Origin of the sequence: Microbacterium sp. BWR-S6Y, assembly GCF_041379845.1 — a bacterium.
GTDB classification, from domain to species: domain Bacteria; phylum Actinomycetota; class Actinomycetes; order Actinomycetales; family Microbacteriaceae; genus Microbacterium; species Microbacterium hydrothermale.
The window spans coordinates 173,337-191,993 of sequence record NZ_JBFECV010000001.1 but is presented as its reverse complement, the minus strand read 5'-3'; the positions used below and the strand labels follow the sequence as shown (position 1 = coordinate 191,993).

At 72.4% G+C, this 18,657-nt stretch carries 13 protein-coding genes and 1 tRNA gene; 9 read left to right on the top strand and 5 right to left on the bottom strand.

Going from position 1 to position 18,657, the window contains the following annotated elements; genetic code table 11:
- Positions 1 to 36 precede the first annotated feature (36 nt).
- The 4 genes from opgC to AB1K56_RS00815 are packed head-to-tail and all read right to left on the bottom strand — an operon-like array spanning position 37 to position 5,269.
- Entirely contained in the window at positions 37 to 2,610 is a 2,574-nt protein-coding gene (opgC, locus tag AB1K56_RS00830; RefSeq protein ID WP_371204132.1) for an OpgC domain-containing protein, read from the bottom strand.
- Positions 2,607 to 3,023 carry an ATP-binding protein gene (locus AB1K56_RS00825; protein WP_371204131.1) on the bottom strand — a complete coding sequence of 139 codons (417 nt, stop codon included), beginning with the start codon at positions 3,021 to 3,023 and terminating at the stop codon, positions 2,607 to 2,609. The genes opgC and AB1K56_RS00825 overlap by 4 nt, the downstream gene beginning before the upstream one ends.
- A complete protein-coding gene (locus AB1K56_RS00820; protein ID WP_136586607.1) occupies positions 3,016 to 3,351 on the bottom strand; it encodes an STAS domain-containing protein in 336 nt (111 codons plus the stop codon). The genes AB1K56_RS00825 and AB1K56_RS00820 overlap by 8 nt, the downstream gene beginning before the upstream one ends.
- A gap of 1 nt (position 3,352) precedes the next feature.
- Positions 3,353 to 5,269, bottom strand: coding sequence for a glycosyltransferase family 2 protein (locus AB1K56_RS00815; protein WP_371204644.1), 1,917 nt, complete (start codon positions 5,267 to 5,269; stop codon positions 3,353 to 3,355).
- Positions 5,270 to 5,560: 291 nt separating this feature from the next.
- Here AB1K56_RS00815 and AB1K56_RS00810 point away from each other — a divergent pair, with 291 nt between their 5' ends.
- The 5 genes from AB1K56_RS00810 (at position 5,561) to AB1K56_RS00790 (ending at position 13,716) form a co-directional block, all read left to right on the top strand.
- A complete protein-coding gene (locus AB1K56_RS00810; RefSeq protein WP_371204643.1) occupies positions 5,561 to 6,277 on the top strand; it encodes a hypothetical protein in 717 nt (238 codons plus the stop codon).
- Positions 6,277 to 7,821: a DNA polymerase Y family protein gene (locus AB1K56_RS00805; protein WP_371204130.1), complete on the top strand. Its 1,545-nt coding sequence runs from the start codon at positions 6,277 to 6,279 to the stop codon at positions 7,819 to 7,821. The genes AB1K56_RS00810 and AB1K56_RS00805 overlap by 1 nt, the downstream gene beginning before the upstream one ends.
- A gap of 81 nt (positions 7,822 to 7,902) precedes the next feature.
- Positions 7,903 to 11,436, top strand: a complete 3,534-nt coding sequence (locus tag AB1K56_RS00800) for an error-prone DNA polymerase (protein ID WP_371204129.1) — start codon at positions 7,903 to 7,905, stop codon at positions 11,434 to 11,436.
- A 68-nt stretch (positions 11,437 to 11,504) separates the two neighbouring features.
- Positions 11,505 to 12,806: a DUF2510 domain-containing protein gene (locus AB1K56_RS00795; RefSeq protein WP_371204128.1), complete on the top strand. Its 1,302-nt coding sequence runs from the start codon at positions 11,505 to 11,507 to the stop codon at positions 12,804 to 12,806.
- Between the two features lie 244 nt (positions 12,807 to 13,050).
- Positions 13,051 to 13,716: a peroxiredoxin-like family protein gene (locus tag AB1K56_RS00790; RefSeq protein WP_371204127.1), complete on the top strand. Its 666-nt coding sequence runs from the start codon at positions 13,051 to 13,053 to the stop codon at positions 13,714 to 13,716.
- A 45-nt stretch (positions 13,717 to 13,761) separates the two neighbouring features.
- On the opposite strand, the gene coaBC is transcribed toward AB1K56_RS00790, so the two are convergent.
- A complete protein-coding gene (coaBC, locus tag AB1K56_RS00785; protein ID WP_371204126.1) occupies positions 13,762 to 14,973 on the bottom strand; it encodes a bifunctional phosphopantothenoylcysteine decarboxylase/phosphopantothenate--cysteine ligase CoaBC in 1,212 nt (403 codons plus the stop codon).
- Positions 14,974 to 15,279: 306 nt separating this feature from the next.
- On the opposite strand from coaBC, the gene AB1K56_RS00780 reads away from it, so the two are divergent.
- The 4 genes from AB1K56_RS00780 to AB1K56_RS00765 all read left to right on the top strand — a co-directional run bounded on the left by AB1K56_RS00780 (position 15,280) and on the right by AB1K56_RS00765 (position 18,612).
- Positions 15,280 to 16,044: an NRDE family protein gene (locus AB1K56_RS00780; RefSeq protein WP_371204125.1), complete on the top strand. Its 765-nt coding sequence runs from the start codon at positions 15,280 to 15,282 to the stop codon at positions 16,042 to 16,044.
- Positions 16,045 to 16,058: 14 nt separating this feature from the next.
- Positions 16,059 to 16,131 (top strand) — tRNA-Arg (locus AB1K56_RS00775).
- Between the two features lie 326 nt (positions 16,132 to 16,457).
- Positions 16,458 to 17,648 (top strand): acetyl-CoA C-acyltransferase, encoded by a 1,191-nt coding sequence (locus AB1K56_RS00770; protein ID WP_371204124.1) that lies wholly within the window; start codon positions 16,458 to 16,460, stop codon positions 17,646 to 17,648.
- Positions 17,649 to 17,892: 244 nt separating this feature from the next.
- Positions 17,893 to 18,612 (top strand): enoyl-CoA hydratase/isomerase family protein, encoded by a 720-nt coding sequence (locus AB1K56_RS00765; RefSeq protein WP_371204642.1) that lies wholly within the window; start codon positions 17,893 to 17,895, stop codon positions 18,610 to 18,612.
- The last annotated feature ends 45 nt before the right edge of the window (positions 18,613 to 18,657 follow it).

Genomic DNA, 18,657 nt, shown 5'->3' with positions numbered 1-18,657 from the left:
AGACGCGCGGGTCCCGGCATCCGTGCTCTCCGGGGCTCAGCGGGGGATCACGCGGAACAGGAAGCGCGAGCGGACCATGGCGAAGATGATCCCGATCACCGCCGCGTGGATGAGCGTGCCCTGCCACAGGCTGCCGCGGTCGAGCCCCGGGATGTTCGCCACGGCGAGCACGAAGAACACGTGCACGATGAACACGTACAGGCTGGCCTGGCCGAGGGGGATCCACAGCCACCCCATGCTCTTCTCGATCGGCTTCCAGGCGACCGTCAGCACCGCGTAGCTGCACACCAGGACGAGGGGCAGGTCGAGCAGTCGCCCCCACTCGAGGAAGATGCGCTGATAGCCGGAGTCGTACAGATTCGCGTAGAGGTCGGCGGGGAAGGGCACGGGGGTGAAGCCGTAGGCCTGACCCGCCCAGAGGTACACCAGGATGCCGGCATAGCCGACGACGAAGATCCCCACCCCGATCTTGCCCGGGAGCGAGGTGAGGGCCCGGATGATCTGCCGGCGGTAGAAGCCGATGACCAGGCCATGGGTGAACAGCACCTGCCACAGCGCCAGGGGGAACACCGCATCGAACTGCGAGGGCAGGCGCAGAGCTTCGGGCGCGAAGCCGTGCAGGGCGTACACGCCCCAGCTGAGCGCGAGCACCAGCCACCACAGGCGGCGTTTGATGAGCCACATCAGGGCGGGGTACGCCAGGCTCAGCACCACGAACAGACCCATGATGTTGAACGGCCAGGGCCCCATCTCGAGCAGGAGGAACTGGCGCACCGCGTACCACGGGGGCGGATAGTCGAGCAGGCGCTCGCCGTTGGGATACAGGTCGTACACGCGGCCACTGTCGCCCGTGCCGCCCTCGCCCGTTCCGCGGTCGGTGAACGTCGTGATCGCGGAGGCGTCGACGAAGGGCACGAAACCGATCGCGAAGATCAGCAGGATCACCGCGAGCGCCACGATGTACTGCTTGCGCGCGCGTCCCCACGCCGCCACCGCGGCGCCCCACTCCCCGGCCCTCGCGACCGCCGCGGGGAAGACCATCCCGAGCACGATGCCGCTGAGCAGCACGAAAAGCTCGGCCCCGGTGATCGCGCCGATCGCCTTCAGAGAGGCGTACGCGAACGGGCTCGTCACCTCGATGTGCGTGACGACCACGACCACGATGATGAAGCCGCGCACCATGTCGATGCGCAGGTCGCGACTGGCCGAGGTGTCGTCGTAGCGCCACTTGGGCAGGGCCCGGCCGATGATCCCGGATGCCAGGAACGCCACCGCGAGGACGGCAGCGCTGCCGGTGATCCAGTTCATCTCCTCGTTCGGATCGGCCCCGGCCTGGCGCACCTGCACGGTCGCTGCGGAGCCCCGAGCGGGGGTGACGACGTCGGAGACCGGCCCCCAGCGGATGAGTCCGGTCGAGACGAGGTCGTCGCGCAGGGCGGAGGCCACCTCTCCGTTCGCCGTCGCCCGCCAGTCGACCTGCCGTCCGCCGGCCTCGGCCTCGTCGCGCACGACCTCGAGCCACGTCACCCCGGAGATGAGGGGATGCCGGTCCAGCTCGGCGAGCACCTGCGTCCACCACCCGCGTTTCACCGACAGCTCGGAATCGCCGTCGCGCCCGAAGTCGTAAAGGGCGCCGGTGTCGAGGAGGAGGGTCTTGCCCTCGCCCACGGCGAACCGGTCGTAGAACGACGCGCGCGGGGTGGTCGTGTACCCCCACCGCTCGTCGAGGCGGGCGGCGACCTCGCCGTCCTGCGGAGCGGTGTTGAGCTCGAGCGGGACGTCGCGGCCTGCCGCCGCGGCCGACTCGCCCTTGCCGAAGTAGTAGAGCGACAGGCCCACGCGGTCGACGGAGTCGGCATCCGGGAAGTACGGGCCGTAGGGGTCGTCGGCCTCGGTGAACAGGCCGTCGCCGTCGGTGTCGATCGCGACGCGGTCGCGCGCCGTGATGGCGTCGAGGCGACCGTCGGCTCGCTCGAAGGGGTATCCGGCGCCGTAGGAGGGACTCCACACCGTCTCGGCCGCGGACGAACCCGCGTGCACCGCGGCGGCCACCGTCTCGAACGCGCTCACGTAGGCGGTGGGCTGCTGGCCCCATGAGACCCAGGAGCCGTTCATCTCGGGGGCGAAGCGCACGAACTGCTCGGTGCCGTACTGCGAGCGGTAGCGCTCGAGCCGGGTGTTGAGCTCGGCGGCGTCGGCCTCGGTGAGGGCCGCGAGCTCGACCGAGGGCTCGAGGGTCAGCACCAGGGACGCCCCCTGCGCAGCGACCTGCAGGGCGGCGTGCTGCCACTCCGAGATCGAGCGGGCGTCGAGCGGATACGACACGCGCACGCTGTACATCGCGGGGGTCTCGCCGAGGCGGGTGCGGTACCCGTCGGGGCCGTCGTCGCCCCAGTTCAGCTCGGGCCCGAAGCGCACGCCGTCGGTGGCGGGGGCGGCGGGCGTCGAGGTCGGCGCGGGATCGGCCGTCGGCGTCGGTGGTGCGGTGATCGTGCCCGGGACGGGCACCGCCGCGGGTGTCGCGGCGGCGAGAGCGGGAGCGCCGGTGAGGAGGAGGAGCGCGGCGGCGGCCCCCACGGCCGCCGCGATCCGTCGCACCGCGCGCGTCACGTCCTTCTCGTCTCCAATGTCCACACGTTGCGATCGCCCTCGCGGCGGAAGTCGACGTCGTCGACCCCCGCGTTGGCGAGGGCGAGGCCGCGGCCGCTCTCCTCCTCGGCATCCGCCATGCGCACCGACGCGAGATCGAGCAGGGGAGGATCGCCGTCGTCGCGGAACGTCGCGACCAGCCTCTGTGCATCCGCGAAGAGGTCGAGCGTGAACCGACGCGCATCGGAGTCCCCGCGCGAGTGCTCGACGATGTTGCCGGCGATCTCGATCACCGCGGTCTCGAAGCCGAACCGCGTCGACGGCGTCACCTCGCCCACCTCGTCCCACCATCCGGCGAGCAGGTCGAAGATGGCCTCGAGGCTGGCCGGGGCGACGGCCGCGTCGAGCGAGCCGCGCGCGTCGCCGTCAGTCACGGAGGGCCTCGTCGACGCTCGGGCGGGGACGCAGCACGCGGTCGAGGTTGGTGAGACCGAGGACCATGGTCACCTGTTCGCTCGGTGCGGCCAGTCGCAGATCGCCCCCCGCCTGACGGGCGGTCTTCAGGCACGCCACGAGGGCGCCGAGTCCCGACGAGTCGACGAACTCGGTCTGCGACAGGTCGACGACCACGATGTCGCCCGCGCCGCGCGTGATCTCGGCGGTCACCGTTTCGCGGAACGACTTCGCCGACACCATCGTCAGCCGGCCGCGCGGGGTCACGACCGTTCCGTCGGTGCGGGAATCGATGTCGACCTGGAGCATGTCAGTAACCCTTCGGTAGGTGGTCGGAGGCGGAGTACAGCACCGCACGGATGATGATGCTGAAGACGGCGAGGTCGTAGAGGACCCAGGCGATGTTGACGAGCGGCGCGATGCCCTCGGCCTGGCCGACGGCGTAGCGGATCGCGACGACGCCGAGCGAGGCGACGAGCGCGCCCATCACCCACAGCTGCGGCTTGACCAGGTCCCACCGGGGACGGTTCTCGAGCGACCGGGTCTTCGGAGTCACCGAGAAGCCGAGCGAACGGCCGCGGTAGACGTTGTCGAAGGCGCTCGTGACGGAGCGGATCCACACCGGGAACAGGGCGAGCGAGTACTGCGCGCCCCGCCAGGTCGGTCGTCCGTTCGCCACGACGAGGAAGAGCAGCTGGTTGATGACGAAGAACGGGATGAAGCGCGCGAAGAAGTCCACGCTCCACGCCTGCACGGGCATGACCCCGAACGACAGGTACAGCACGGGGGCGGCGACGTACACGAGGGCAGCGAAACCGGAGAGGTAGCTCCACATCGTGCCGAAGTACATCAGGCGCTGGCCCCAGCTCATCCCCCTCTGCACGAGCGGGTTCTCGCGGAACATCACCTGCATCGTCCCCTGCGCCCACCGCAGGCGCTGGGTGAGCATCGTGGGCAGGTCCTCGGGGGCGAGGCCCTTCGCGAGCACCTCGTCGTGGTACACCGACTTCCAGCCGAGGCCGTGCAGGCGCATCGAGGTGGCCATGTCCTCGGTGACCGAGATCGTGGCGAGGGGCATGATCGCCTGCGCCTCCTCTTCGCGCCCGACGTCGAAGGACTCCACGAGCATGCTGACCGACTCCACCGCGGCCAGCGGCGACAGGCTGCGCTCGCCGAGGGCCTCGAGGGCGAGGTCGTCGAGAGCGGCGAGGGCGGCCGGGTCGCCCGTGACCTCGGCCAGTTCGGCGAGTTCGGCGCGCACCTCGGCGATGTCCTGGTCGGCGAGCTCGCGGCGCACCGCCATGATCTGCCGCTGGAAGGCGTAGGTGAGGTCGGCGAGGGCGTCGCCGCGCGCGATCCCCGCCTTGAGGTCGTCGAGCGCGACCGACACGCGATCGAGGGATGCCACGATCCGGGCGTCGGAGGCGTGCTCGCGCCGCGCGCGGGCGAGGACGCGACGCGAGGAGCGGATGCCGCGGTTGACGGCGAGCGTGACCTCGCCGACGTAGCGCGAAACGCCGAGCTGCATGAGCGCCTCGCGGCGCAGGATCGCGTTGGAGCCGCAGAAGAAGGCGGCGTTCCACCCGTCCTTGGACTGCTGGATCGGGCCGTAGAACAGCGGCGCCTGACTGCCGAGCGGATCGCTGGCCGGCACGTTGGTGAACCACTGCGGCGTCTGCACGAGGGCGACGCGGTCGTCTTCGAACCAGCCGAGCGTGCGGTCGAGGATGTCGGGGGAGGGGATCTGGTCGGCGTCGAGGATGAGGAAGAACTCGCCCTCGGTGACCATCAGGGCGTTGTTGAGGTTGCCGGCCTTGGCGTGGCGCGGGCGGTCGCGCCACGCCTCCGAACGGGTGATGACGCCGATGCCCTCGGCTTCGGCGAGGGCGCGCAGCTCGGCGCGGTCGCCGTCGTCGAGGATCCAGGTCTCGTGCGGATATCGGATCGCCTTGGCGGCGCGGGCGGTCTCCATGACGAGGTCGAGGGGCTCGTTGTAGGTCGTCACGAGGACGTCGACCGTCACGTCATGGCGCAGCGGGGGAGCGTCGTGACGCTCGCGCAGCCGCCACGCGCCGAGGCCGAAGAGGAGGGAATCGATGAGGCTGTACGTCTCGGCGAGGACGAGCGGGACCGCGATCCACCAGGACTCCCAGTTCACCGACGCCAGCCAGCGCCAGGTGATGTAGTTGATCCCCGTCGCCGCCGACAGGATGACGATCACGCGCACCAGGGCCAGGCGTCGTACGCGCGAGACGTCACGACGCCGGGCCTGCCGTCGCAGATCATCGCGACGGATCGTTGTTTCGACGACCAATGGGGGGACCTTCCGTCTTTTTTCATCTTCTCTGAAAACGGGGTCCGTCGTCGATCCTTGACGCGCACGTCCTCGACGCGGGAGGGTACGCCCTCCGGGATGGTGGGAGGCGATCGGAGCGATGTCGGAGGTCGATCGTATCTTCGACCCACAGGGATTGAGACAGTAGAACACATGTTCTAACCTGTGGGAGTGAGGGCGATCGTGAGAGACCAGGTACAGGCCGTACCCGACATCACCGCGCTGCGCGATCGCCTCGAGCGCATGCAGGGGCGGCGCATGGACGCCCCCGTGCTCCCGACGCATCCGGCATTCTCCTCGCTTCTGCCCGGGGGAGGGTTGCGCTCGGGCTCGGCGTACGCCCTCGCCCGGTCGGCGTCGCTGCTGCTGGCGCTGATGGCGCGCCCATCTCAAGACGGCGCCTGGTGCGGGGTCATCGGCATGCCCGAGCTGGGGGCGGAGGCCGCCGAGAAGTACGGCCTCGACCTCGACCGGCTCGTCTTCATCCCCGACCCGGGTCCGCGCTGGCTCGCGGTGACCGCGACGATCACCGAGGTGCTGCCGGTGGTGGCCGTGCGCCCGCCGGCCGGATCCGCGGCCGCGCGGGGAGGGGCCGAGACCACCCGACTGGCCGCGCGCCTGCGCGACCGCGGGTCGGTGCTGCTGGTGCAGGGCGCCTGGCCGCAGGCCGAGGCCGTGATCGACGTGGCCGATCCGCGATGGGCGGGACTCGGGCAGGGGCACGGGTATCTCGCCGGTCGCGAGCTCACGGTGTCGGTCAGCAGTCGTCGCTCGCCCCACCCCCGTCGTGCCCGCATGATGCTCCCCGCGGCCGACGGCTCGATCGAACTGCTGGGCGCCCCCGCCGAGCGCCTCGTCCCGCGCGAGCGCGAGACCTTCCCCGTGCGGGCGGTGGGCTGATGGCGGCGCCGACGCGCAGCCTCGTGCTGTGGTTCCCCGACTGGCCCATCACGGCGTTCGTGCGCGAGGCGGTGTCCCCACCCCGGCCGGATGCCGCCGTGGCGGTGTTCGCGAACAACCTCGTCGTCGCGTGCTCCTGGGCGGCGCGCGCGCAGGGCGTGCGACGCGGTCAGAAGCGACGCGACGCGCAGGCGCTGTGCCCGGGACTGCAGGTGGTGGCCGCCGACCCCGTGCGCGACGCCCGAGCGTTCGCCCCCGTCGTCGCCCGCATCGAGGAGCACGCCCCCGGCGTGCAGGTGGTGCGTCCGGGGCTGTGCGCCCTGCGGGCGCGGGGTCCGGCCCGCTACTACGGGGGCGAGCTCGAGGCGGCGCGCACGCTGATCCGCCTGCTCGACGACGACGGGTACGGCGGTGTGCGCGCGAGCGTAGCCGACGGCGTCTTCACCGCCGAGCAGGCGGCACGCGCGGCCGGCGCCGACGAGCCCGTGCGCGTCGTACCGCCCGGAGAGGCGGGGGCTTTCCTCGCGCCGCTGTCGATCGCGACCCTCGACGACGACGAGTTCGGCAGCCTCCTCTCGCGCCTGGGGGTGCACACCCTCGGCGATCTGGCCGGGCTGCCGGTCGAGAGGATGCGGGAGCGGTTCGGCGAGCGGGGGGTGCGCCTGCACGCCCTGGCCGGGGGACTCGATTCGCAACCGGTGCAGCCGCGCACGCCCCCGCCCGAGCTCCACCGCGACGTCGCCTTCGAGCCTCCCCTCGAACTGGCCGACCAGATCGCCTTCGGCATGCGCGTGGCGGCCGAGGAGTTCATCGCGCGCCTCGGCGCGCACGATCTCGTCTGCACCGAACTGCGCGTCGTGCTGACCGGCGAACGGGGGGAACGCAGTGAACGCGTGTGGTTGCACCCCGGTTCGTTCGACGCCGCCGGGGTGGTCGACCGCGTGCGCTGGCAGCTCGCCGAAGACGCCCAGGGGATCTTCGGCAGCGGGGTGGCGGGGGTGCACATCGAGCCCGAGGCCGTCGACGCCGCCGCGCACCACGCCCGGGGGCTGTTCGGGGCGGGGCCCGACGAGCGCGTGCACCACGCGCTCTCGCGCGTGCAGGCGATGCTCGGCCACCGCGCGGTGGTGACGCCGGTCATCGGCGGAGGGCGATGGCTCGCCGAACGGCAGGTGCTGGTGCCGTGGGGCGACCGGGCCGTCACCGCGAAAGAACGCACGCGCCCCTGGCCGGGGAGCCTCCCCGACCCCCTCCCGACCACCGTCTACCCCGAGCCCCGGCTGGTGGGGGTCACCGACATCGCGGGAGCACCCGTCACCGTGGGCGAGCGCGACGTGCTGAGCGCTCCGCCGGCGGTGCTCGAAACGGCCGGGCACCGCCGACGCATCCAGGAGTGGGCGGGCCCCTGGCCGATCAGCGAGCGCGGCTGGGATCCCCTGCGTGCACGCCGGGCGCACCGGTTCCAGGTCGTCGACGCCGACGGGGGCGCCTGGCTGCTCGTCGTCGAAGAGGGGGAATGGCGAGCGGAGGGGCGCTATGACTGACGCCCGCTCGTCCTCCGCCCGCTCGTCCTTTAGCCGCAGGCGGGCCTCCGTGCCGTCGGCGTCCGACGCGGAGGTGCGCTGATGGGCTGGACCAATCCGCCGGTGAAGTGGTCCGAGCTCGAACGTCTGCTCAGCGACGCCCGACGTCCGACCGGCGCTCCGCCGAACGGCGACGGTGGTGACAGCCCGGCGTGGTCGCACAAGCGCGGCGCATACGTGCCGCCGACGATCGAGCGTCCGGTCGACACCGTGCCGTACGCCGAACTGCACGCGCACTCGTCGTACTCGTTCCTCGACGGAGCCTCCTCGCCCGAAGAACTCGTCGAAGAGGCCGAACGCCTCGGTCTGCACGCCCTCGCGCTCACCGATCACGACGGGTTCTACGGCATCGTGCGCTTCGCCGAAGCGGCCGAGGCCCGTACGGTCAAGACGGTGTTCGGGGCCGAGCTGTCGCTGGGACTCCCCGGCCCACAGAACGGCGAGGCCGATCCGACCGGCTCGCACCTGCTCGTGCTCGCGCGACGCGAAGAGGGCTACCACCGCCTCGCCGCCGCGATCACCCACGCGCAGCTCAGCGGCGCCGAGAAAGGACGCCCGGTCTACGACCTGGAAGATCTCGCCGAACGCGCCGGAGGACCGAGCGACCCCCAGTGGGCGGTGCTCACCGGATGCCGCAAGGGGGCGGTCCGGCAGGCCCTGGCGTTCGAGGGGCCGGCGGGGGCGGCGCGCGAACTCGACACTCTCGTCGAGCTGTTCGGACCCGAGGCCGTGCACGTCGAGCTGATGGACCAGGGCGACCCGCTCGACTCGCGCCGCAACGACGTGCTCGCCGCGCTCGCCGCCGAGCGGGGCCTCCCCACCCTCGCCACGAACAACGTGCACTACGCCGCTCCGCAGAAGCAGGTGCTGGCCGCCGCCGTCGCCGCGGTGCGCGCGAATCGCGGCCTCGACGAGCTCGACGGGTGGCTTCCCGCTCACGCCGGGGCACACCTGCGCTCGGGAGCGGAGATGGCCGCGCGCTTCGCCCGGTATCCGGGGGCGGTGGCGCGCACGGTGGCGCTCGCCGACGAGATCGCGTTCCCCCTGCGCCGGGCCAAGCCGGCCCTGCCGAAGCAGAAGGTGCCCGAGGGGCACACGCCCATGTCGTGGCTGCGGCACCTGGTCTGGGAGGCCGTGCCGAGGAAGTACCCGAATCTCTCCGACGACGACCGCCGCCGCATCGAGCGCGAACTCGAGGTGATCGAGATGAAGGACTTCCCCGGATACTTCCTGATCGTCTACGGCATCGTCGCCGAGGCCCGCCGCCGCGGCATCCTGTGTCAGGGGCGCGGATCGGCCGCCAACAGTGCCGTCTGCTACCTGCTCGACATCACCGCGGTCGACTCCATCTTCTACAAGCTGCCGTTCGAGCGGTTCCTGTCGAGCCTGCGCGACGAAGAACCCGACATCGACGTCGACTTCGACTCCGACCGGCGCGAAGAGATCATCCAGTGGGTGTACAAGGAGTACGGGCGCGAGCGCGCGGCCCAGGTGGCGAACGTCATCCAGTACCGCCCGAAGAACGCCGTCCGCGACATGGCCCGCGCTCTGGGGCACTCACCGGGGCAGCAGGACGCCTGGTCGAAACAGGTCGAGCGGTGGGGAGCGACGCTCGAGACCGGGTCGGATCACGACATCCCCGATCAGGTGATCGAGTTCGCCTCCGAGCTGTTGAAGGCGCCCCGGCATCTCGGCATCCACTCCGGTGGCATGGTGCTCACTGATCGACCGGTGGGCGAGGTGGTGCCCATCGAGCACGCGCGCATGGAGAACCGCACCGTCATCCAGTGGGACAAAGACGACGCCGCGTGGATGGGGCTGGTGAAGTTCGATCTGCTGGGGCTCGGGATGCTCGCGGCGCTGCAGTACTGCTTCGACCTGATCCGGGATGCCACGGGCGAGGTGTGGGAGTTGTCGACCCTGCCGAAAGAAGAGAAGGCCGTGTACGACATGCTCTGCCGGGCGGACTCGATCGGGGTCTTCCAGGTGGAGTCGCGCGCGCAGATGGGACTGCTGCCGCGCCTGCAGCCGCGGAAGTTCTACGACCTCGTCGTGCAGATCGCCCTCATTCGACCCGGGCCCATCCAGGGCGGGGCGGTGCACCCCTTCGTGCGGCGCAAGCTCGGCCAGGAGGAGATCACCTACGTCCACCCCAAGCTCGAGCCGGTGCTGTCGCGCACGATGGGCGTCCCGGTGTTCCAGGAGCAGCTCATGCAGATGGCGGTGGCCGTGGGCAACTGCTCCGCCGAAGACGCCGACCTTCTGCGACGGGCGATGGGGTCGAAGCGCGGGCTCGAGCGCATCGACTCCCTTCGCGAGACGCTGTACGCGGGCATGGCCGAGAACGGCCTGGTCGGTCGGGTCGCCGACGAGTTGTACGCCAAGATCCAGGCGTTCGCGAACTTCGGGTTCGCGGAGTCGCACTCGCTGTCGTTCGCGCTCCTGGTCTACGCGAGTTCGTGGATCAAGCTGCACTATCCGGCGGCCTTCCTGGCGGGACTCCTGCGGGCGCAGCCCATGGGGTTCTACTCGCCCGCGACCCTCACCGCCGACGCCCGCCGGCACGGCGTCGTGGTGCGCCGCCCCGACCTGCTGCGTTCGGAGGTCCAGGCATCGCTCGAACCGCTCGACGACACCACGGTTCCGGCGAGGGGGGCGGATGCCGAGACCCCGCCGGGAGCATCGGGCGGCGGCGCCGAAGGGCCTCCGCGGGGCGTGCCGGCAGGCGGGGCGGGCCGACAGGCCACTCCGCCCCGCGGCGTCGGCGCCGCGACCGGACGCGACACCTGTACGCACCGGGACCAGCCCCCGACCGGGGAGTTCGATCCCACCGCGCCCGACGAGACCCTCGCCCACCGTCGTGACGGGGGCTTCGCCGTGCGGTTGGGGCTCGCGGGGGTGACCGGAATCGGGGTGAAGGTCGCCGAACGCATCGTCGCGGAGCGCGAGAGCGGGGGCGCCTACCGCGACCTGCGCGATCTCGTGCGGCGCACGGGACTCGTCACCGCGCAGATCGAGGCGCTCGCCACGGCGGGGGCGTTCGAGTGCCTCGGGCACACGCGACGCGAGGCGATCTGGCTCGCCGGTTCAGCGGCGATGGACCGTCCGGAGTTCCTCCCCGACTCGATGGTGTCGGTGCAGCCCCCGCTGTTCACCGATGCCTCCAGCTACGAGGTGCTCGCCGCCGACCTGTGGGCGACGGGGCTCTCGGCCGACGACCATCCGTTGACGCATTTCCGCTCCGCACTCGACGCCCGAGGGGTGATCACCTCGCGCGAACTGCGGACGTTCGAGACCGGTCGACGCATCGAGGTCGCGGGACTGGTCACCCATCGGCAGCGACCGGCCACGGCATCCGGAATCACCTTCCTCAACCTCGAAGACGAGCACGGCCTCATGAACATCATCTGCTCGGTGGGGGTGTGGAACAGATACCGCCGCGTCGCCCGCGAATCTCCCGCCCTCATCGTGCGCGGCATGCTCGAACGCTCGGTCGAGGGCGTGACCAACGTCGTCGCCGACGGGTTCACCGACCTGCGTGTCGGGGTCTCGCACGCGTCGCGGGACTTCCGATGACGAGAGACGGCCTCACTAGACTCGGGGCAATCTCGCCCGGTTCCGCACCAGACAGTAGGGGACACGACATGACCGACACGCCCACACCGCCCGACGGCTGGTACCCCGACCCCGCAGGCGGCGGCGGTCTGCGCCGCTGGGACGGCGCGAGCTGGACCGACGAGGTGCGCGCGGTCGACGGATCGCCGCGCGCGTCCTCTCCCGCCGAGGCGGAGTCGTCGAGCGCCGCCGTGGTGGCCGAATCGGAGTCTCCGGTCGCGGGATCGGATGCCGCCGGTGCAGCGGAGTCCGGACGGGAGGCGGCGTCGACCGTTCCGGACGAGCCGGGGGTCGTCACGGCATCCGAGCCCGGTACGACGCCGGAGCCTGTCGCGGGGGGCGAGCCCGCAGCTGCGTCCGAGCCCGCGTCCGCCGAGCCCGTCGCGGGGCATGAGCCCGCGCGCGCCGTCGCGTCCGAGCCCGTATCCGCCGGGCCCGTCGCCGGGTCCGAGCCCGTATCCGCCGGGCCCGTCGCCGGGTCCGAGTCTTTCGTCGCACCCGCCGAGCCCGCGTCCACCGCGCCCGAGCCCGCGCCCGCCGAGCCCGCGTCCACCGCGCCCGAGCCCGCGCCCGCCGAGCCCGCGTCCACCGCGCCCGAGCCCGCACCCGCCGCACCCGCAGCGAGCGTGCCCGAGCCCGCACCCGCCGCACCCGCAGCGAGCGTGCCGCCCGTCATCCCGCCGGTGGCGCCCGTATCGGCGGCCGCTCCGTCGGCGTATCCGTCCGCGCCCGCGTACCCCGGCGCCGCGGCATCCTCCACTCCGCCGGCCTATCCGGGTGCGCCCGTCTACCCGGGCGCGCCGGCCTACCCCGGTGCGAACGCGTCGGCGGGCCCCGCCCCGCGCACCGACATCGCGACCAACACGGTCTGGGTCTGGCTGCTGGCCGTCCTGCCGCTGGTCGGCGTGCTCGCGCTGTTCCTGTTCGACTGGTCCACCTTCATCCAGGAGTCCATCTACGCGCAGGTCTACGGCGGCGGATCCACGGCCACCGAGACGATCGTGTCGGCCGTGACCACGCTGGTGAGCGTCGTCTCCTACGCCGTCACCGTGCTGTTCGCCTTCCTCGACTGGCGCCAGCTGCGCGCGCGGGGGGTCGAGCGGCCGTTCCACTGGGCGTGGAGCTTCTTCGTCGTGATCATCAGCAGCGGGCTGGTCTACGTGATCGGTCGCGCCATCATCCTGCGCAAGCGCACGCGCGGCGGTCTCGCCCCGATGTGGGTGGCCATCGCCGTCAACGTCGTCTCGCTCATCGCGATCATCGGCTGGGGGATCTACCTGCTGTGGCAGATCATCCCGCTGATCGAAGAACTGCAGTACTACGGCTACTGACCCCGCGTGACGGCACCCGGGTGTCGCGCGCGGATGTGACGTCTCGCGTGATGACACCCGGCTGTCGCGCGCGGGTGAGGCGTTTCGCGTGACGACATCCGGGTCTCGCGTCGGGCACCGCGCGCGAGTGTGACGTTTCGTGACGCCGTGCATCGTCGCGTGACGACGACCGGCCTCGCCCTATGTGGGCGACATACGCTCCTCGGGCCGGCGCCTGACGCCGAGAGAGCCGGGGAGGCCACGCATGTCCACACCGTCCATCGCCCAGCAGGTCGACGAGTTCAACGGCGGGTTCGAAGCCCAGATCGGTGATCGCCTGGCCTCGGTGTTCGCGGGGGAGCAGTCCGATCTGCGCGACGCGGGAGTTCCCTCCCACGCGCTCGCTGTCGGTGACCACGCGCCCGACGCCGAGCTCCTCACCGCCGACGCCGCGCCGACGTCCTTCGCCGCGGCGCGTGCCGGCGCCGCCGCGGTGGTCGTCTTCTATCGCGGGGCCTGGTGCCCTTACTGCAACATCACCCTGCGCACCTACCAGCAGGAACTGCTGCCCGCCCTCCGTGACCGCGGAGTCGCGCTGATCGCCGTCTCCCCGCAGACCCCCGAGGGCTCGACGCAGACCGTGACGAACGGCTCCCTCGAGTTCACGGTGCTCTCCGACCCGGCGAACGCGTTGGCCGCCGGCTTCGGCATCGTCACCGAGCCGAGCAGCGCCGCCCGCCAGGCCCACACCGAGCTCGGATTCGACGTGGCCGACAGCAACGCCGACGACACCGCCCGCATCCCGTTCCCCTCGGTCTACGTGATCGATGCGGACGGCACCATCCGTTTCGCCGACGTGCACGTCGACTACACGACGCGCACCGAGGCCGACGAGATCCTCGCGGCGGTCGACCGACTGCAACAGAACTGACCCCGGGCCGCGGGCCCCGCACCGGTCGTCGCCGTGCGGGGCCCGTCAGCTCTGCGGCGCGGCGCGGACCGCCACGATCGCATCCAGGAGCGCGTGGGCGGTCTCGTCCTTCGATCCGGATGCCGTGGCGACGACCCGACCGCCGCGATCGACGATCGTGAGACTGTTGTCGGCCGTCTCGAAGCCGCGGGTCCACCCGACGGCGTTGGCGGCGAGCAGGTCGACGCCCTTGCGCGCGGCCTTGGCTCGCGCGCGTTCGAGCAGCTCATCGTCATCCGCCACCGTCTCGGCGGCGAAGGCGACGATCGTCTGCCCCTCCCGCCGCGCGCCGACCAGGCCGGCGACGATGTCGCGGTTCTCGACGAGCTCGAGGGTCAGCCCGCCGGGGGAGTCCTGCTTGCGCACCTTCTGCTCTGACACCGCGGCCACGGAGTAGTCGGCGACCGCCGCAGCCATGACGATCACATCGGCGTCGGGGGCCGCGGCATCCATCGCCCGTCCGAGCTCATCGGCCGTCGCCACCGAGACGACCTCGATGCGCGGGTCGGGGCGGACATCGGCGTCGAGGTGCGCGGCGACGAGGGTCACCCGCGCGCCGCGATCGGCTGCCGCACGGGCGATCGCGACGCCCTGGCGACCGCTCGAGCGATTGCCGAGGAAACGCACCGGATCGATCGGCTCGCGCGTGCCGCCGGCGCTGACCACGAGCGAGACGCCGTCGAGGTCGCGCGGACCCTCGACGAGGGCGAGGGCGGCCGCGATGATCTCCTCGGGCTCCGACATGCGTCCGGGGCCGGAGTCGCCGCCGGTGAGGGCGCCGTCGGCCGGGCCCACGACGTGGACGCCCCGCCCGCGCAGCACCTCCATGTTGTGCGCGGTCGCCGGGTGCCGCCACATCTCCGTGTGCATCGCCGGAGCAACCACGACGGGCGCGGTCGTGGCGAGGAGCGTCGTGCCGAGCAGATCGGACGCGAGTCCCGCCGCCATCGAGGCGAGGGTGTTCGCCGTGGCCGGGGCCACGATGACGAGATCGGCCGATTGCCCGAGAGCGACATGACGCACCTTCGCGACGTCGTCGTGCACCGACGTGGTCACGGGATTGCGACTGAGCGCCTCCCACGTCGGCAGCCCCACGAAGCGCAGCGCGTCGTCGGTCGGGATCACGTGCACGTCGTGCCCGGCCTTCACCAGGGCGCGCACGAGGCCGACGGTCTTGTAGGCGGCGATGCCCCCGGTCACTCCCACGACGACGAACATCGCTCCAGTCTTCCAGGTCGCCCGGGTCGTCGGCGGGCGTATCCGCGCCGCGCGGGAGCAGGATGCCGCGAGCGGGCCGTCGTGATGTCCGGCTCGCGGCGTGCGGCTGCGGCGGGCGAGTACGCCAGGCGCCCGCGCGAGCGCAGGGGATCCGCCGAGAACAGGACGCCCCGGGGCGGGGCGTCCTGTTCCGGAGCGATGTCCTGTTCTCGGCCGGTGGCTACCCCGGCTCCGAGCGCGAGCCGCACGCCGCGAGCCGCCCGCCGTACGGCTCCGGCCGCCCGCCGCGCGGGTACCGTGGGGGGAATGTGCACGGTCGTGATCGACGTCCCCCGCAGCGCCGGTGAGCCCGTCCGGCTGCTCGCCGTGCGGGACGAGGACCGCGATCGCCCCTGGCGGGGCCTCGGCCCCTGGTGGCCCGCGCACGAGGGGGTGATCGGCGTTCGCGACGATCGCGCGGGCGGTGCGTGGCTCGCGGTCGATCCCGGGGCCGGCCGGCTCGCCGTGCTGCTCAACCGCGAGGACCTCTCCGACCGCGGCGACGACGAGGTGGTCAGCCGCGGCAGCATCCCCCTCGAGGCGGTGGGGCGCGGCATCCCGGATCATCCGGCGACGCGCGGCTTCAACCTCGTCGAGGTGGATGCCGACGGCGCCCACCTCGTGGAATGGGACGGTCTCTCCGCCCGCCGCACGCGCCTCGCTCCGGGCACGCACATGATCGCGCACCACGCCGCTGATGACCCCGGCACCCCGCGGATCGCCCGATGGCTCGAGCCGTTGCGAGCGGCGGGGATCGCCGACGGACCCGAGTGGTGGATGCCGTGGCTCGACGTCGTCGAGCGGGCGACGGTCGACTCCTCGGCCTCGATCCTGCGCCGCGACGAGCACGACGGACACGTGCTCGAGTCGCTGCTCGTCTGCGCCGCGAGTGTCGGTCCGGACGGCGTCGAGGTGCGCGAGGCCACGCTCGCCGAGCCCGGGCGATGGGACGAGGGCATCGCGGCCGGACTCCGCGCGCAACCCGGCGCCGCGATGCCGTCGGCGGCGACCCGCGCCGACGCCGCGCAGTAGGCTGGAACGATCCCGCCTCCGTAGCTCAGGGGATAGAGCGCCGCACTCCTAACGCGGGCGTCGCAGGTTCGAATCCTGTCGGGGGCACCGATTCGCGAGGCGATCCGTCTCCGCGCCGCCGCCGCACCGTGCGCGCCCCGCCGCCGATGTACGCCCCGCCGCAGCGCTTCCCCCGGCCGCCGCGCCCGCCGCCGCCGCCGGACGCCCCGCCGCCGTGCCAGATCACACGTTCGGCGCGAGATCACACGCGCCGCGCCGCACCGAAAGTGTCGTCTCGCGCCGATCGCGTGATCTCGCGCCCCGCCCGTTGCCCCCGCGCCCGCCGCGTGGCATGATTACTGAACGATCGGTCGGAAAACCTCGCAGTCGAGGTCGACGCGACCCCGCCAGAGCCGGCGGGGGAGAGGATGGCGATGACGCAGGCGTTTCTCATCGGCGGTGCACGCACCCCGGTCGGACGGTACGGCGGGGCTCTGGCATCCGTCCGCCCCGACGACCTGGCGGCCCTCGTGGTCAGCGAAGCCGTGGCCCGCGCGGGCGTTCCCGCCGAGGCGATCGACGAGGTGATCCTCGGGGCCGCGAATCAGGCGGGGGAGGACAACCGCAACGTTGCCCGCATGGCCGTGCTGCTGGCCGGGCTCCCCGACGCGATCCCCGGTCTCACCGTGAACCGCCTGTGCGCCTCGGGGATGAGCGCCATCGCGCTGGCCGCGCAGGCGGTGCGCGCGGGCGACGCTGACATCGTCGTGGCCGGGGGCGTGGAGTCGATGACCCGAGCGCCCTGGGTGCAGGCGAAGCCCGAGCGCGCGTGGGCAAAGCCGGGGGCGGCGTTCGACACCTCGATCGGCTGGCGCTTCACCAATCCGCGTCTCGCCGCGCGCGACAAGGCCACGTTCACCATGCCCGAGACCGCCGAGGAGGTCGCGCGCGTCGACGCCGTCTCGCGGGCCGACGCCGACGCCTTCGCGCTGCGCAGCCACGAGAGGGCGATCCAGGCGCAGGATGCCGGGCGGTTCCGCGACGAGATCGTCGCCGTCGAGACCGCCCGAGGCCTGGTCGACACCGACGAGGGGCCGCGGCGCGACACCTCGCTCGACGCGCTCGCCGGGCTCCGGCCGGTCGTGAAGGGAGGCGAGGTCGTGACGGCCGGGAACTCCAGCTCCCTGAATGACGGTGCCTCCGCGATCGTCGTCGCCAGCACCGACGCGGTCGAGCGCTACGGGCTGAGGGCGCGAGCGCGCATCGTCTCGCACGCCTCCGTGGCCCTCGCCCCCGAGATCATGGGCCTCGGCCCCGTGCCCGCGACGGAGAAGGCTCTCGCGAAGGCGGGGCTGTCGGCATCCGACCTCGGCGCGGTCGAGCTGAACGAGGCTTTCGCCTCGCAGTCACTCGCGTGCATGCGCCGGCTGGGTCTCGACCCCGAGATCGTCAACGCCGACGGCGGCGCGATCGCGCTCGGACACCCGCTGGGCTCGAGCGGGTCGCGGTTGCTGGTGACCCTGCTCGGCCGCCTCGAGCGAGAGAACGCGCGATACGGCCTCGCGACGATGTGCGTCGGCGTCGGCCAGGGCACGGCGATGATCGTGGAGCGGGTCGATGGCTGACGCGGGGGAGGGCCGGGTGCGGGCCGGCGCGGGGGATGCGGGCGCAACCTCGGTGATCCGCGCAACCTCAGTCGCCTCTCCCGCGGGTCGGGCTGAGGATGCGCGAATCGCGGAGGATGTGCGCGTGGCGGCGGCGCCGCGGCACGCGACGGGGGAGCTCGCGGAGGATGGGCGTACGACGGCGCCGGCGCCGGGGCTCCCGCAGGACGCGCCCGCGGCGGAACCCGACGCTCCCCGCCTCCGCATCGACGCTACCGCCGACCGCGTCGTGGCGACCCTCGACCGTCCCGAGCGCCGCAACGCGATCGACCAGCGGATGGTCGACGAACTGCACGCCCTCTGCGCCCAGCTCGAGGAGAACCCGCGCGCGCTCGTCCTCACCGGCGCCGACGGGATCTTCGCCGCCGGGGCCGACATCGCCCAACTGCGCGAGCGCACCGGCGACGACGCCCGCCGCGGCATCAACGCCACGGTCTTCGATCGCATACGTCACCTGCCGATGCCCGTGATCGCGGCCGTCGACGGCTTCGCGCTCGGCGGGGGCGCCGAGCTCGCCTACGCCGCCGACATCCGCATCGGCACCCCGCGCGTGCGCTTCGGCAACCCCGAGCCGGGGCTCGGCATCATCGCCGCGGCCGGAGCGTCGTGGCGACTGCCCGAGATCGTCGGTCACGCCCGCGCGAGCGAGCTGCTGCTCACCGCTCGCGTGATCGACGCCGACGAGGCTCTCGCGTGGGGGCTGCTGTCGAGCGTGCACGAGCCCGAGGCGTTGCTCGACGCTGCGCACGCGATCGTCGACCGCATCGCGGCCAACTCCGCCCGCGCGACGATCCTCACCAAGCGCGCCCTGCTCGCGCCCCGCGCCGAGCACCCCGCGATCGACGGCGAGCTGCAGGCCGAGTTGTTCGACAGCGCCGACAAGCGCGCCCGCATGACCGCTTTCCTCGAGAGGAAGAAGAAGTGACGCTTCCCGAGATCACGTCTCCCGCCCACGCCGCCGCCGCGCGCG

What these genes read in the sequence shown, in the direction of transcription:
- AB1K56_RS00820 (WP_136586607.1), bottom strand. Translation starts at nt 3,351, where the DNA reads ATGCTCCAGGTCGACATCGATTCCCGCACCGACGGAACGGTCGTGACC.
- AB1K56_RS00805 (WP_371204130.1), top strand. Translation starts at nt 6,277, where the DNA reads ATGGCGGCGCCGACGCGCAGCCTCGTGCTGTGGTTCCCCGACTGGCCC.
- AB1K56_RS00800 (WP_371204129.1), top strand. Translation starts at nt 7,903, where the DNA reads ATGGGCTGGACCAATCCGCCGGTGAAGTGGTCCGAGCTCGAACGTCTG.
- AB1K56_RS00795 (WP_371204128.1), top strand. Translation starts at nt 11,505, where the DNA reads ATGACCGACACGCCCACACCGCCCGACGGCTGGTACCCCGACCCCGCA.
- AB1K56_RS00790 (WP_371204127.1), top strand. Translation starts at nt 13,051, where the DNA reads ATGTCCACACCGTCCATCGCCCAGCAGGTCGACGAGTTCAACGGCGGG.
- coaBC (WP_371204126.1), bottom strand. Translation starts at nt 14,973, where the DNA reads ATGTTCGTCGTCGTGGGAGTGACCGGGGGCATCGCCGCCTACAAGACC.
- AB1K56_RS00780 (WP_371204125.1), top strand. Translation starts at nt 15,280, where the DNA reads ATGTGCACGGTCGTGATCGACGTCCCCCGCAGCGCCGGTGAGCCCGTC.
- AB1K56_RS00770 (WP_371204124.1), top strand. Translation starts at nt 16,458, where the DNA reads ATGACGCAGGCGTTTCTCATCGGCGGTGCACGCACCCCGGTCGGACGG.